Genomic DNA, 14,906 nt, shown 5'->3' with positions numbered 1-14,906 from the left:
AAATAATCATGTAAAGCAACTAGATAGGCTGTACTATACTAAAAATTGGCTCGTACAACATCCGATTTAATAAACAAATTATGCGATTTAATTTGTCTTATAAATTTGGGTCACTCTGAATTTCACTGCTAGCTTAGTTATCTTAATTTAGATTCAAATTTTGTAAAATAATTAGCAAACACATTTAAATCTGTGGTCCTAGTCCTTTACTAAAAATATAAGATTCATTAGCTTCATTCACCAAGTTAGCAGATTTTTCTGATTTAACCATTGGATAAAGAGATTGAATTATTTCTTGGTATAAATTAACTGTGGATTTATGTATTTTACCTTGGCCAAAAAAACCAGCGTCTACTTCTCGTTTTTTCAATAAGTCAAATTCTACTTCTTTTACAATAGAAGAATATTGATTATGTGAAATTATGTTTCCAGCATTCGCATGAGCTAAAGCCATTGTAATAATATTTCTTATTCTAAAAGCACCTATTGAGTAATTTTTTTCACCTATTTTTTCACCTCTACCATCTAACTCATAAGTATGTGAATCAATAAGATTTAAAATTTGATTTAAATTATTTATATATATTTTAGAAATTTCTGTTTTATCTTTAAGAGTCTTAAGGTTATTAATATCTAGTGCTCTAAAAAAATCATTTAATGACTGAGGATTAAGTGCGGGTAGCTGACCTTCTCTCATAGCATTTGTTAAAATATTTGCAGTACTAGGCTCTGTGCAAAACTTATCTAATCCTACGATAGACTTTACCTCTTTAAGTTTATCATTAGCATGCGTAAACAATATTTGGACGACTTCGTCCCCAATATTATATTTCTTTAAGAGTTCTTGATATTTGTCGAGATGTAAAACACCGGGGTCGTTTGTTAGATCTTGGAGTAGATCTGTAACGACACGATGGATCGCTACTTGCCTATTGTCTAAATTAAATAGAAGAGGTTCAAGGTTTAATTTGGGTGCCTGCCCTTTTTTTACAGCATTAAATACGGCCTCTGCTGTATTAGAATCTTTACAAAATTCCTTAAAACCTACAATAGACTCTATCTCGCTAAGTTCATCACCAGCATGTGTAAATAATATTTGGATAACTATATCGCCAATATTATATTGCTCTAGAGGCGCTTTATAATTATCTAGCCGTAAAACCCGAGGCTCTCTTTTTAAATCATACAAAATATAAGTAACAATATGTTTTATTGCTAATTCTCGGTTCTCAAACGTAAATGCTAATGTTTTATTAGAATACCCATCTCCTTCTTTCCTTATCCAAGTTTGTACATTTTCCATGAAAAAAGGGGCATCACTAACGTTATGATCGCTAAAATTTCGGTTAAGACTATTATTTTCGTAATATTCTCCAATAATTTGCGGCCCTGTAGTTAACATTGGAGTTGTTTTATACAAGTAATAATAAGGAATATCTTTAAATTGTTTTTGATAACGAATCACATGTGAGTCCACTGGAACATCATTTATAAAGATCTCAGCATATGTTTTGTGGTATTTTTTTATTACTTCATAACAAAACTCATCTAAAGTTTCTTTTCCATGCTTATTAGCCATTATAATATCATTATTACAGAGTCCTTCCCTCGTAGGAGAAAAGCTATTGCTATATTTAACCCCTCCTAAATTAAGTCTTATGCCATATTTGGCTGCAATTTCCTCCAATTTTCTTTCTACTTTAATATCAATATCCAGATAAATACCAGGCGTGACACGCAATATCATTAGTCTTAATATATCAGCTGCTGCTGCATAACTTTGCCGGGCTTTTTCATTAAGATAAAGCGTGTATAGCTCTTTTTCTAATGGATCACCCTTTAAAGGAAAAATGGTCTGAATTTTGACAATTTTAATGCCTCTATCATCACACCAGCGCTGCATCGAATCAGGAATAATATCTCTATCAGTCCAAAATAAATGCGCAGCATTTGGATTGGTTTCCTTAATTGAGGCTACATTTTCCTCCAAATAATCAATCGTGTAAGCGCCTTTAGTGTTATTAGCAAAGGTCATTTCTCGTACCCCTAAAGCTGGCCATTCACTGCCAAGCCAAATAGTATGAAAAATGTGTGGTATATAGTTAGGTTCGGTGTTTAATTGCGGAGCTAGATGATTAAGAAGTTCAATTCTTGGTTCTTCATTTTGCTCAAGAAATGCACGTAAATTATAAGGATCTCTTCCGATAACGTCTGTTCTGTTACCAAAAGAAAAATCTACATTTTGATTACTTTCAACTTGAAGGCTCTTTGAAGAACCATCTATTGCTTTCATTAAATTTTGTTTAAAAATTAATAAGTTTTCTTCAAAATTTGTCACATAGCACTCTTGCTCTTTTAATTTCTCTAGTTTTTCGTTGTCATTCTCTTTTTCTAAATCAACTTTTTTATCTTCTAAAGCTTTCTTTAAATCTTTCAATGCCTCATCCAAAGCTGGTAAACTTTTTGATAATAAAAAATGTGTTCTCGGCCCTTTAATTGGCCTTTGCGCTATTTCATTAAGTATTTTAAGATAACTAGATAAGAAGGTATCAAATTTTTCTATTTGTTCGTCATCATAAGCAATTGTGTCAACTTGCAAAGTTAACATCTTGTTTATTTTGATTAAGAGATAATAAAGTTCAATAGCTTGATTGTTATCATCATTGTTATCAAATTTTCCTGGCATTCCTGCATAAGAAGTCACTAAGTTATCTAATAAATTCATAATATAAATATCAAATATTAACCTAAAGTGATATATTTTATACTATTTGATAAAAAAAGTATATAAATGATTTAAAATTAATCAATATAAATTATTTACATACTAATAAATTTTAATTATAAAATTTATTATAAAGTTCTTACTAATAGAAAATTTATTTTAAAAGAAACGACCTATAGATATTTATAAACGTATTTCATGTCTTTCTAATAAGAAAGATCTATACTTATAGTATTAAATATTAGTCCGGCATTGAGTTATTAATAGCTGTCAAGTCTTCAGCCATTTGAATTAATACGCTATTTAAACCGATTTAGGGTGCGATAAATCCAAGATCAACCAAACCATAAGTATACTTATCGTATATTTTGTCTCTATCAGGAGCTTGAACATCTTGGCAGATTTTTCATAATAGGAGACAGTATCGATGTTAAAATAACTCATCTTTGGAATAATAATACATCTCTTCGGCTTGACTAAATTATTTTCATATCAAGTATTAGCTATTTCATTATTGCGAGCAATGTTTTTAACATACCCTGAACTTATACTTTCAGAGCTGAAATCATAATTTTAGGACAACATTTACCTTGGGAAGTGTTGCTTGAGATGGTTCTCTCGGAATTAAAGCGACCTAAGTGTGGCTGCTATTAGACGAGTAGACCTTGTAAGCGCGTACTCTCATCAGGTATTTATTTGTTACAGCAGTTGTTTGATTTAACTGATAGAGCGACCGAGCAAAAAGTGGCATTATTGGTAAGCTGGGCGGGAAAAGCGCTTAATCTTTTTTGCTACGATGGTCCTAAGCACTATAAAGTTGAGCTGACTTATTAAAACAATTAGTATTCTATTATTTTAATTTAAAGCGCCAAGAGGTGCGATGAGAAGTCATCTCCGCTACATTCAAGCGTTTATAGCAAGGTAAGTCGTATGCATTTAGAATAAAAATACTCAAATAACTATGCTATCGTTTACCACTGGGCTCAGCTCTATTGCTCCTGAACTAAAGAAGCAGTAGAACTGGCATGAAGGTTAAAAAATATTTTTATACAATTTAATTAATAAAGGTAATAGTATTTTTCCTAAAAGTTTCTGATATTTAAAATATGAATAAGCAAGCTTCGCTAAGAAATTCATTAATAAACACTAAAGCTTTATTTTGTAACAATGCTGTTTAAACCTTCTTACATGAATTGGACGAAGATCTTTTTGCTTTGCTATAAAAACGACATTTATTTATAATTTAATCTCAACTCGGTATAAGAACATCAGTGCAGTAGATTAATTTGTTAAATTTCTGTTTAGGTTTTAGGTCTCAAGGTATAGGTCGCGGACCAGTAAAAAAATTCATAGCAAAGTTATTAGGTTTGCGGTAGTTATATGTTCTATCTAACGAATCACTTTAATCTGGTCAATGACTGTTTCAATTAATGGGAAACCTTGCTGAGTTAATTGCTCTTCATATTTAGATATGTAGTCTCTATAGAGTATAAGACTATGACTGCATTTGTGATTGTTGTTCGTTAACTGCATTAAAAATGACTATCGAAAATATATTCCTAGATTAAGGCTAAATTGGCCACAATCCGTTTAAGTCTATCTGGATTATCATCAACGTAAATAGACGTTGTCACAATCGAAGCGTGGCCTGCTAATCGAGATACCGCTTTAATATCACCCCTTGCTCAATTAACTTGGTGATAAAGGTTCGCCGACCTGAGTGAGAACTTGCGCCCAAAATTCTTGCTTTATCATATAATTTTCGAAACCACCTTTGTAAGGTATTAGGTGTAAAACGGCTTCGGCGTTGCGTTTGAAAGAAAGGTTTTTGACGAGCTACGCTATTATCTCTTAAATGATTAAGATAAGCTTGTAACGTTTCTCGCAATTTTTTATTAGTCAAGTAAGTATAACGTTGCTTTTCACCTTTGGTCATAGAACGTTTAAGGCAAATTTCGTCGAGTAATCGGTAGTGGCTATCAGCAACATCAGTAATGGTTAAAGAAGCAATTTCTTTTGCTCTGAGTCCTAAGCTAAACGAACAATAAATCATCGCTACATTGCGAATAGCAAATGTACTATCTTTAGCCACTGCCAAAAGTCGTTTGAACTCAGCATCTGTTAACACTTTTGTTTTACCTTCTCTAGCCATGATCTTTAATCTAACTTCCTGAAAAAATAATATTTTAGCTAAAAAAGGTCCTCTTAGCAAAAATAAAAGTGATATTTCCTTGCGAGCCCTTGCCGTAATTAATGAGGTCCTCAAATAATTACAGGAACCCTTTAAAATGTTAAGTTGTAGTATTGATGCTCTATAATATATATACCAATAAAAAAGTTGGTTTATAAAGTTAAGAGCTACCCTAAATTTAATAATCTTTCGTTGTCGTTTAATACAGTAGACAACTACCAAAATAATAAAAAGACTATACAATATGAGAAATTAAAAAACAAATTGATGATATGAGATCAAAAAAAGAATTATTTCAATATTATAAATCAAAAGAAACAAAAAAATTATTAACAGGTAATTTAGCTTATCGTATAAAAGATTGTTTAAGAGATACATTAAACAATGTTAAATTTTCTTCTAATCTTAAGCCTTTTACTCCTTTTAATGTAACAACTGATAGTAGCGATAATTCAATACTATGGCCTACCGATAAGCACTTAATAACATGGCCATTTTTTCTGCTAAATAGAACTGTAAGCCATACCCCTGATAACAATAGTGGTCTTGTGACTAGTTATAAAAAATTACCAAATCAAAAAAACTGGCAACAAATATTAAGAAGAGTCAATATTTTAAGTAATATTTATTTTGAAGATAAGGAGAAGCAAAATTTATTTAAAAATTTAGAACCAAGATACTCTAAATTTGTTCAAGACAATATTCAGGCAAGAAGTGAAAGATCTGGCAATTGTATTATACTGGCACATTGTTTGTTTTATTTTTTATGGAGTAAAACAATTAAAGCGCATGATAATTTAATTAAACGAATTGAAATCGTCCGTTTTAAATCTCTCGATCATTGTTTTGTGATAGTTAATCGTAACTTTAATAGTCTATGCTCTGATTATAAAACATGGAATGGATGGATAATTGATCCTTGGCGTGGGGTTAAAGGTAAAGCATCAATTCTACATAGTGATGATTTTCTCTCTTATGTTAAAAACTTACGTAACTTTAGACCAGATATAATTTCTTCTAATAATTCTCCTTTAGAAGTAGAAGTTACTTCAGGAATTACCTATATTAATTTACCTAAAAATATTTTTCTCTTTAAAAAGTTAGACGATTTGATACGTCATGGAAAAATGGAGTTTGTAGGAGAAAAAGAATCTTTTAGCAAGAAAGATCTTGATATTCATAAATCAAAATTTTTTGCTGTGAGAAAAGAAATCGAATTACTCTTATTAAAAAAAGAGGCTAATAATTTTCCAAATAATGTTATTAAATTAGATTCAACCATATAAATAAAAAAGAAAAACTATTTAAATCCAAGTTATAGTTATAATGAGGAAGAACTGAAAGACATTTAATTTTGATATTGACTTGCCAATATTAAATTTATTTTTTCCATGAAATTATTAATTTTTATTATGAAGTCAAATATCGATACAACGTTGGCTTAGAAATATTAAGTACCTTGCAAATATCTTCAATTGCTAAAGCCTTATCTGGATGCATACGTTTCGCTGCCTGGATTTTTGAAATATCTTTTAAGCCATTCTCCCTTTTTACCGCTTGCGCAGCAGAGAGTTTTGCTGAGTTCGCTCCTGAATGAGTCGTCTTTCGAACTGAGCCATGGAGGAAAAAATATTAAAGACCAATTTACCAGAAGCAGTCGTAGTATCAGTTGCCCCGTCACACAATGATTTAAAGCTTACTTTTTTCTCTTAAGGTTTCAATAAGTGTTTCTAATGCACTATGAAGCGACCTAACCTATCAAGTCGCCAAACGACCGACACATCTCCAGATTCTAAAATTTCTAAACATTGGGTTAAGCCAGGCCGCTCAGTTTTTAAGCCTGACACTTTATCTTTAAAAATAAGATTTTTCTAACAGCCCGCTTTTAAGAGGGTATCGACTTGTAAATTTAAATTTTGCTTAAGGGTGCTTACGCAAGCATAGCCAATTAATCGTAACATGACTTCTTCTCAATTACGTTATTTTTAATGGGTATTTAATACTTTGATTATAATATAGGTTTTAATAAAAATAGTAATGTAAAAAGGCAAGCTGAATAGGGGAAATTTAGAATAAGGGATTGTGAGAATAAAGCGTCTCAAAAAAGGGCCCGGCCTGTTGCAAAAGGTTAGCAGGTAATTAAATGGAAATGACATATGAAAAAAACTATCCGTTTAATATTGATAGCAATAGCGGCCATATAAGCTTGTATTTGCCCGTTATGAATACCACGGAAATGTGCTTTTGCAAGCCTATGGTAGTTTTTCAACTCATTCATCAACTTTCAATTTGCGCCAACCTTTCTACTAGTTTCTGTTTGAATAAGGCTGTCTGCATATCTAATGTAACCTGTTGCAATAAGTGAAAATGAGTATGACTTGAGATTACTCGAATGTCTTGGTTTTTCTTTTTAGACGCCTGGCAACTTGTTTTAATTGAGCAATCTCGACAATGCTTTACCCTAGAATGGTAAAGCACATAATCATTATCTAATATTTTTCCAGGGTTAAGCTTATGATTGGCTGGACAACGATAGGTATCGTTGTTTGCATCGTAGTAAAAGCCAGGTGTTATGGTTCTTTGCGCTGTACCACTACGGGTATTAAATAAAGGAATATAAGTGGTGATACCCATTGATTTGAGCGTTGAAATGATATGCCCTGAACCACATGGGCGCGATCAGTGATGGCTTCACTAATGTCATAGTTTAAACTTGATTTGATAGTATCAAGCTGCTCAAGGTAAGGCTTTGAGTCATGAACAGGTAATTATTATGTAAATAATGATTTAGAATCCTTTCCAATTTACAAATGGGTAGATAAAAAAAATTCAACTCATTATTGTGATCATCCTCCGTTTTAGCTATTTCAGCCCGATAGTATCGATAATTAATTTATTAATTTCAAATTTGTAGGTATTAATGAATAGTAAAATTAAGGGAATCTAATAAATCTTCATTTTTCGAGGTGCTTGTTTATTACAAAATTATTTCTTAGAGATTTTATCCTGACATTCGCAATATATAACGCTGGCTCACCATTATAAGATTAAGTCAACAAATACTAATTTGTTATCAAAAGGGTCGTTTTTCGAGATTTAAGCATAGTAATGAGTTAACCAATGAAAATGGTATTAATACAGATTTGATGAGAAAAGAAAAGTGATTAATCTTTGGTGTATTCATTTAAAAAATTCAAACTTATTTCAATTCTCCTTTTACCTTGATGTAGGTTTCATCTAAGTGCCAACGATTAGAATATCGCCTTTTGTACCAGTCTAGCGCTTCTTTAGCTCTGGCGCATAGTGCTAAACCCAACGATAAGCTGTTGTATGATTTAGTTCAAGACCGCGTTCTGACATCATTTCCTCTAGATCGCGATAGCTAATGCCGTACTTACAATACCAGCGTACACATTGCAAGATCAATTCGCCATGAAAGTGACGCCATTTAAAGGCTAGAGGTTTAGTCGAACGCATTTTGTCATTCTATTATTCATTAAGTTAAATCAAATTATAAACGAATATCGTTTTTGCAACAGAGCCATAATTCCCTACCGTGGTAATAGTATTTGTAATACGGCCAGAAAAACTAGTTGGCAGTCTATCGTTTAAGATGTGCAAGTTTATTCAGTTAAAAGCTTATGCTATATAATTATATCTCGCTTTGTTGCAGTTCTCGTTAGATACATCATTAGGTTTCCTTGAAAATAAAGTGTAAGGATTATCTAAGACAGAGATAATTGAAGCTAATTTTTCTAAAGCAGCTTGTATTTTCTGCTCATGATAGCATTTTTTTATTATTTCCAAGGTAGGCCTATCTAAACGAGATAATAAAAGAATGAGAGCGCTTTCATCTTGATGTTTTAGTGTTAACGATAATACAGATTCATTATTTTTATTGAAAGTATATATGATATTTGACTTAAAAAAACTCTTATCAATTTTTTCTATAAGCATTTGAAATGCTTCACTTGACTGGTAGCGAGCTGCGCACATTAAAATATTCCAACGAGTGCTGTTATTATCAATATTCATGACCTGATTTAAAAGGTTATTATCTATTTTCTCTAACAAATACTTAAAACCTTTTTCTGATTGATATTCCGCTGCACGCATAAAAAATTCCCATAAATCATCTATACTAATTTTCTGATTTAAAAATGAATTATCTAATTTTTCTAATAAATGTATAAAGCTTTGCTCTGGTTGATATTTTGCTGCAAGTGTTAAGGCATTATGGCCATCTTTATTTCTTAATAATAGAACTTCTTTTAAAGCAACATCATCAATTTTATCAAGTAAACAAATAAATGACTTATCACGGCGTTTAGCACAAAGGATAACTAAATTATCATTATTTTTATTTTTAAGCCTTGTAACCTCACATAACGTTTTAGAGCTAGCATATTGTAATAGGAAAATCAGGGGTTCTGAGTATGCATACTTTGCAGAGTTTAGAAGAATATTTTTTGAACTTTTTATATTTAAAACTTGGGTTAATAAAATTTTATCAACTTGCTTTAAATACGATAGAAATCTTTTCTGGTCATTAATTCTACCTATTTCCGATGCCTCAAGCATATCCCAATTTGTAGGTCTACTATCAAAAGCTCTTAGATTATAATCTCGTAGTATATAATGTAGATTTTTAGTAGCAGAATCTACCTTCCTGAATGATTTAAGTGTGACAAAACCTGTATGGCTATTTGAATGAAAATGAGAAATAAATTGTTTAAGATGTTTCATTAATTACTATTCTTTAATTAAAATTAACTGCATTAAATCATAGTAATGGGTTTTTAATAATATGATTTATGTAGTTTATTTTTACATTTTTCATAAAAAGTCTTTCTTATATTACAATTAATTAAGTTTTTAATAAAAAGCATTTAGCCAAGTAATTTGCAGCATATTAAACTTATTGCGAAAGGTCGGATTTAAACTAAGCTATCATTCCACAATAAAGAATGGCATTACCTATAGTCATGGGGATGACGTTGCAAAAATAAGGTGGTTGTATACTAAACAAATTTAGCTAGTTATTTCTATGAGTTTTAAAAATCCATCCGATTTCAAATGACATCACTTTCATGGCGAAGTAATCCTGCAATGTGTACGCTGGTATTGTAACTTAATAAAGTCTCAAAAAACGTTCCTTTTTCGAGACTTACATTTTCTCTTTTTGGAATCTATAGAAGAGCTGCATTCTAAAAATTTTATATATTTTATTTTAAACCAAATCCATTTAGCATTAATAACTGTTTGTAATTATAACACTAGGTGATATAATTATTTAAAAGAGAAAAATTTGGAAATATATAAAATAAATGCTTTTTCTGAATAGGCTCAAGAGTACAAAATTTCCGATCAGGTGCTTATAGATGCAGTCTCACAAATGAATAAAGGTTTATTTGATGCTAATCTGGGCGGTAATGTTTATAAAAAAAGAATTCCACTAGATAATAAAGGTAAACGAGGAGGCGCGAGGACTATAGTTGCCTTTAGATTTAATAATAAAGCTTTTTTTATATATAGTTTTGCAAAAAACAAAAAAGCTAATATTACTGATAAGGAACTTAAGGCTTTAAAAAATTAGCCAAACTTTATCTTTCTTTATCCGATATAGAAATTATAAATGCATTAGATTCTGGCAATCTAATTAGAGTAGGTGAAAAATGAGAAAATCAATTTTAGATGTTGTGCATGGCTCTGCTAAAGGTCTTTATGATGCTGGCATCGTAGATGCTACTACAATGCATGAATTTGATGTATTATGTTTGCCGCCTATTAAATCTTTTACAGCACAAGAAATTAAAACCTTGCGTCTAAAAGAGCAAGTCAGTCAAGTTGTTTTTGCTAAATATTTAAACACATCGCCATCAACTGTTCGCCAATGGGAACAGGGAGAAAAACATCCAAGAGGCACCTCCTTAAAACTATTAAATTTAGTAGCTGATAAAGGGTTAACTATTTTAGCGTAAATAACTTTAGTGAAAGCTACTTGCATTTTAAGCATTTAAAGAGTCTCAAAAAGGGTCCTTTCTTGAGACTCTAACTAAGGTCTTATTTTGCTACTTTAGACATGTAGGCGTGCTTATAGTTATCATCAGTCTCTTCTTCCGGGGAAGATCTTTTATGTGTCGAATTAAAAAAGCTTTGAGAAAATGAAGATGAACTAGACACGTTTTTATACTGTCGAGCACTTTCCTCAAGCTCAATGTTAGGCCTGCTATTGTAATCTACTATTGGGCTTCCTTCTGCAAAAGAAACATCAGTTGAATCTTGTAAAACAAGATCATCTGGCCAGGAGGTTAACGCCTCCAAATTAACGTCTTCTTCACAGGATGTTTCTTCATCTAACGTAACCTCTTCAGTAGAGTTATATGAGACGGTGTCATATTCAGGATAGGGTGATTCTTCAATGGGTTCGTTAAAATAATTAAGATAGCCTGGTGGTAAATAAGTTACATTTAAAAAATAATTCTCCTCTATTGACATGGGTTGGAATTTTTCAGAAGTTAAATTAGGATTAAGCGAAGTTAGAGTTTTTTGAAGTTCACTTAAATTTTTACTGTGAACATCTAAGCTATGTTCTAGTTGTTGTCCAGCGGTCTCTAGGCGCTGATTGTTAATTCTATTTGTTTGGTTGAAAGCATTGAATGAATAACAATTTCCATCATCTTCTGCGTTAATAGATGTAACCAAATTATTTAAATTTATATTGTCAAAACAAGGATTATCAGTGTTTAATTTTTGTCGTCTACGGGTCCTTACTGTAAGCATAGTGCTGTTTGACTCTTGCGGAATACTAAACGAATCAGCGTAATAATTTCCAGCCAAAACTGGTTCTGTTTCAGAAATATCCAATATTTCTTGAGTTAAATTATTCTGTGTTTGAGTAGAATAATTTGATGAATAGCCATAGTTATTAGTAGCGTTTTCATTTTCAAAAGAATCAACAAAAATCGCCGGTAAAGCAGTAATTGAAGGTGTGCTTAAATTAGTATAGATAGGGGCTTCTAATGAATAGCTTTTTGTACTAGCGACCATAGGTTTAAAATGTAACCCCTTTGTCTTTCGATTGTTATGAGCAGTAGTACCAATCTTCTCTAATGTAATCAATTCATGTTTCTCATTATAAAATTGGCATTTTATTTTTTCTTCTAGAAATGGAATATGACTCAATGACCCTTCATAAGCGGTACAAGTATTAGTATAAACCCAAACTTTATTTTTTTGTTCTTTCTTATGAGTAGTTGATGCTTTATTTCTTTGGACTTTATTTAAGAGCATAATAAAGAACCTATAAATAACTGTTTAATTATAGTACAATAAAATCATATTTAAGTCAATTAAATAAATTGTATTATAATCAGTAATATTATTTCTGCTGCAAACAAGATTAAATTTACAAAGTCATAAATTTTAAGTAGATATTAAACGTAGCTATATAGGTCAAATTGTTCATTGATAAAGGAAATCTCTGTATAGGTGCCATACACCCACTTATCAAATTACCATTTTCTAACCATTCGCATGACTTCCAATCCTTTAATCGTTGCAAATGCTGTCTTGATAGACTGAAAGCCTCTAAATTATTGGTTGATAATTCAATTAAGCTTGCCGCGCTCATAATCTAAGCGGTTATTACAATATTTTATTTGCAAACGGTCAACCTGTAGCCCCAATTTTATACTTTCATTTTTTAATAACTTAATTATAAATTGAATTCTAATGGATATTGATAATGCTAACATCGCAAGTTGAATTGTTCTTTATAAGCTTCTTTAGAAAAAGTTTTCCCCCTTTCACGTTACAGTTATAGAGCAGTTAAAAATCAATAAAGTTGTGTCGCAAATATTATCAAAATTATGAGAAGTTAAATTACAAGCATAGTCTAATATAGGCATAAGATAATGTTTTGCTGTTCTCCATAAAAGAATTTAAAAAAATATACCCCATAACAGCTTTAATTTCCAATGTAACAATATTTTATTTAGAAAAGTAGAAAAGGGAAAACCTTGTTAGCTTTTCATTAGTAATTTTTTAATTTATATGTGCTAAAATTAAACAATAATATTAATCATATATCATCTTATGGCATTGCATAGGGCATTATTAAATTTACATAACTTATTAGGTTATAAGGAATCGGCAGGCTTGTGTCATGGTTTTTCGTTGCGCTGGTTAGAAGCAACTTTTTTAGGCGAGCAAGAGCTTCGACGTTTTGAATTACGTATGGCTCTTATTCAAGTCCTACCACCTGACTTACTGTTGGCGAAAATACAGCAAACACAATCTAAAAAAGGGCAAAGTCTTTCTGATGAAGATAACGCCTTACTCGGCATACTTGCTTTTTTTGATAGCTTAGAACTATTTCATTCACCTGAGAAATATACTACCTTATTTGAGCAAAATTTAAATCAAAATGATGTTTCCCTTATTTCACCCATAGCATCTTCTGCTATGATTGAGGCACAAGGCCATTTAAAAGAAATCTATTTACAGCCTAAAATTCTAGCACGAGATGAACTTTACAACTATCTTCATGAATTAGCTTATTTAATAAATAATAATTTAAAGGATAAGAATAAACCCATTGGTTTTTTACTATCAAGCTATGATCATGCTATTTCATTAAGTTATATAGCCAGTTTAGGTTGGTTATTTCGTGATATAAATCAGCCTTTAACAACGATGACAAGGACAGCTATAGATTATAATTTGGTTGATAATATCATTAAGGCTCTTAATCCTAAGGATTCATCCCCCTATGTTGCTTTTAATACAAGTTTTATCTTAACTACCAATAATATTACTAATTTTGAATTAAAAAACTTAATTCCTGTAGGGCCAAGTACTGAGGTATTAAAGGAATTCACTCTGCGGCAAGGTGAGGATGGTATTACATTGGCTTTATTAGCTGCTCAACAAAATGATACTGCGTTTATGGCAACTTTAGTTGATGTTGTTGATATAGATTTTTTAAATAGAACAACGCCGAAAGGTCAAACCCCCCTTTATATTGCTGTAGAAAATAATTTTATTCAAATGTTTACAATTTTAGTTGAAAAAGGGGTTGATTTAAATAAGGGTGATGCAAGCGAGGTAACGCCTATTTCTTTGGCCGTAGAACTTGGTTATATTTCGACCTTTATTTTTTTAGCAGAAAAAGGCGCCAATTTAAATAAGCCCGATATAAAGGGCGTAACTCCTCTGATGGCCGCTGCAAGGTTACGTCACCTATCATTCATTACTATTTTAGCCGAAAAGGGTGCTGATTTTGACCAAGCCGATAAAGATGGTGTAACCGCTGCTATGATTGCTGCGGCAATAGGTGATGCTTCGGTTATGACAGCCTTAATTAAAGGAAGAGCTGATATTAATAAAGCCACGAAAGATGGTACTACACCGACTTTTATTGCAGCGCAAAGGGGCCATGTTGATGTAGTTAAATTACTACTAGCAAGTAAAAGGTGTGATGTTGAAATTTCTTTTGAATCAACCATAGATGATTTGGTAAAATTTGCAGCTGATGAGTCAGAAAGACAACAAAGTCCTGAAATTAGTCAACGTATGCATGAGTTTTTAAAAAACCAATCTTCAACACAGGTTAAAATGAAGCCTTATGATATTGCTAAAATAATGGGCCATAATGAGATTGCTAACCTTATTGCAGACCATCTTAAATCGATAAATCATAATTTTCATCAACATAGCTTAAATAAGGACCATTTTTTTTTGGCAAGCTCCTCATTGTTCTCTAAAAGAAAACAAGCAGAAGAGCTATTAGCAGACGAGTGTAACTTTAAAACCACAAGAAAAGGTAAATAATTTATAGCTACAAAAATTATTTTTTTGCAACTAATTAAAATTAGCTATAGTTTTATCTTTATACTTACTTGGCTTTGGATCAAGGTGTCGGGGATATGAGCCCCTAGGAGCGCTCCATTTGTATTTATTTCCAATGAGTTGGTTAATTAAACTATG

Annotated in this window: 10 protein-coding genes and 2 pseudogenes; 4 read left to right on the top strand and 8 right to left on the bottom strand. The window is 31.4% G+C overall.

All coding sequences use genetic code 11. The features are described from left to right. Window positions 1-184: 184 nt before the first annotated feature. Both DYH30_RS11135 and DYH30_RS11130 read right to left on the bottom strand, forming a co-directional pair. A complete protein-coding gene (locus DYH30_RS11135) occupies window positions 185-2,725 on the bottom strand; it encodes a glycosyltransferase (RefSeq protein WP_115331726.1) in 2,541 nt (846 codons plus the stop codon). A gap of 1,651 nt (window positions 2,726-4,376) precedes the next feature. Then, window positions 4,377-4,877, bottom strand: a complete 501-nt coding sequence (locus tag DYH30_RS11130) for a tyrosine-type recombinase/integrase (protein WP_242604789.1) — start codon at window positions 4,875-4,877, stop codon at window positions 4,377-4,379. A gap of 311 nt (window positions 4,878-5,188) precedes the next feature. Here DYH30_RS11130 and DYH30_RS11125 point away from each other — a divergent pair, with 311 nt between their 5' ends. Further along, complete coding sequence (locus DYH30_RS11125) at window positions 5,189-6,202, top strand: hypothetical protein (protein ID WP_115331725.1); 1,014 nt, start codon at window positions 5,189-5,191, stop codon at window positions 6,200-6,202. Between the two features lie 124 nt (window positions 6,203-6,326). On the opposite strand, the gene DYH30_RS18335 is transcribed toward DYH30_RS11125, so the two are convergent. From DYH30_RS18335 to DYH30_RS11100, 5 genes and pseudogenes are all read right to left on the bottom strand, one after another. Next, the gene (locus DYH30_RS18335) at window positions 6,327-6,416 is read right to left on the bottom strand and encodes a helix-turn-helix domain-containing protein (RefSeq protein WP_242604788.1); all 90 of its coding nucleotides are present in this window, start codon (window positions 6,414-6,416) and stop codon (window positions 6,327-6,329) included. Between the two features lie 50 nt (window positions 6,417-6,466). Continuing rightward, window positions 6,467-6,763: pseudogene (locus DYH30_RS18330) on the bottom strand (recombinase family protein). A 430-nt stretch (window positions 6,764-7,193) separates the two neighbouring features. Further along, on the bottom strand, window positions 7,194-7,550 hold the full coding sequence (locus DYH30_RS11115) for a transposase (RefSeq protein ID WP_115331724.1): 357 nt from the start codon (window positions 7,548-7,550) through the stop codon (window positions 7,194-7,196). Window positions 7,551-8,124: 574 nt separating this feature from the next. Then, window positions 8,125-8,393, bottom strand: a pseudogene (locus DYH30_RS11105) (IS6 family transposase); the annotation flags it as partial. A 162-nt stretch (window positions 8,394-8,555) separates the two neighbouring features. Next, on the bottom strand, window positions 8,556-9,662 hold the full coding sequence (locus DYH30_RS11100) for an ankyrin repeat domain-containing protein (protein ID WP_115331723.1): 1,107 nt from the start codon (window positions 9,660-9,662) through the stop codon (window positions 8,556-8,558). 649 nt (window positions 9,663-10,311) lie between these two features. On the opposite strand from DYH30_RS11100, the gene DYH30_RS18325 reads away from it, so the two are divergent. Both DYH30_RS18325 and DYH30_RS11090 read left to right on the top strand, forming a co-directional pair. After that, window positions 10,312-10,512, top strand: coding sequence for a type II toxin-antitoxin system RelE/ParE family toxin (locus DYH30_RS18325; RefSeq protein WP_242604787.1), 201 nt, complete (start codon window positions 10,312-10,314; stop codon window positions 10,510-10,512). Window positions 10,513-10,591: 79 nt separating this feature from the next. Continuing rightward, complete coding sequence (locus DYH30_RS11090) at window positions 10,592-10,897, top strand: helix-turn-helix domain-containing protein (RefSeq protein ID WP_115331722.1); 306 nt, start codon at window positions 10,592-10,594, stop codon at window positions 10,895-10,897. Window positions 10,898-10,979: 82 nt separating this feature from the next. Here DYH30_RS11090 and DYH30_RS11085 read toward each other — a convergent pair whose 3' ends face one another. Beyond that, complete coding sequence (locus DYH30_RS11085; RefSeq protein ID WP_115331721.1) at window positions 10,980-12,209, bottom strand: hypothetical protein; 1,230 nt, start codon at window positions 12,207-12,209, stop codon at window positions 10,980-10,982. A gap of 804 nt (window positions 12,210-13,013) precedes the next feature. Between DYH30_RS11085 and DYH30_RS11080 the strand changes: the two genes are divergently transcribed. Continuing rightward, window positions 13,014-14,750: an ankyrin repeat domain-containing protein gene (locus DYH30_RS11080; RefSeq protein ID WP_115331720.1), complete on the top strand. Its 1,737-nt coding sequence runs from the start codon at window positions 13,014-13,016 to the stop codon at window positions 14,748-14,750. The last annotated feature ends 156 nt before the right edge of the window (window positions 14,751-14,906 follow it).

Source organism: Legionella busanensis, assembly GCF_900461525.1.
GTDB classification, from domain to species: Bacteria; Pseudomonadota; Gammaproteobacteria; order Legionellales; family Legionellaceae; genus Legionella_C; species Legionella_C busanensis.
Note: the sequence above shows the minus strand (reverse complement) of the source record. Positions and strands in the feature narration are given on the sequence as shown.

Bases quoted from the DNA above. Each gene is read 5' to 3' on its own strand.
- DYH30_RS11100 (WP_115331723.1), bottom strand. From the start codon at position 9,662: ATGAAACATCTTAAACAATTTATTTCTCATTTTCATTCAAATAGCCAT.
- DYH30_RS11085 (WP_115331721.1), bottom strand. From the start codon at position 12,209: ATGCTCTTAAATAAAGTCCAAAGAAATAAAGCATCAACTACTCATAAG.
- DYH30_RS11080 (WP_115331720.1), top strand. From the start codon at position 13,014: ATGGCATTGCATAGGGCATTATTAAATTTACATAACTTATTAGGTTAT.
- DYH30_RS18335 (WP_242604788.1), bottom strand. From the start codon at position 6,416: ATGCATCCAGATAAGGCTTTAGCAATTGAAGATATTTGCAAGGTACTT.
- DYH30_RS11125 (WP_115331725.1), top strand. From the start codon at position 5,189: ATGAGATCAAAAAAAGAATTATTTCAATATTATAAATCAAAAGAAACA.
- DYH30_RS11135 (WP_115331726.1), bottom strand. From the start codon at position 2,725: ATGAATTTATTAGATAACTTAGTGACTTCTTATGCAGGAATGCCAGGA.
- DYH30_RS18325 (WP_242604787.1), top strand. From the start codon at position 10,312: ATGAATAAAGGTTTATTTGATGCTAATCTGGGCGGTAATGTTTATAAA.
- DYH30_RS11115 (WP_115331724.1), bottom strand. From the start codon at position 7,550: ATGGGTATCACCACTTATATTCCTTTATTTAATACCCGTAGTGGTACA.
- DYH30_RS11130 (WP_242604789.1), bottom strand. From the start codon at position 4,877: ATGGCTAGAGAAGGTAAAACAAAAGTGTTAACAGATGCTGAGTTCAAA.
- DYH30_RS11090 (WP_115331722.1), top strand. From the start codon at position 10,592: ATGAGAAAATCAATTTTAGATGTTGTGCATGGCTCTGCTAAAGGTCTT.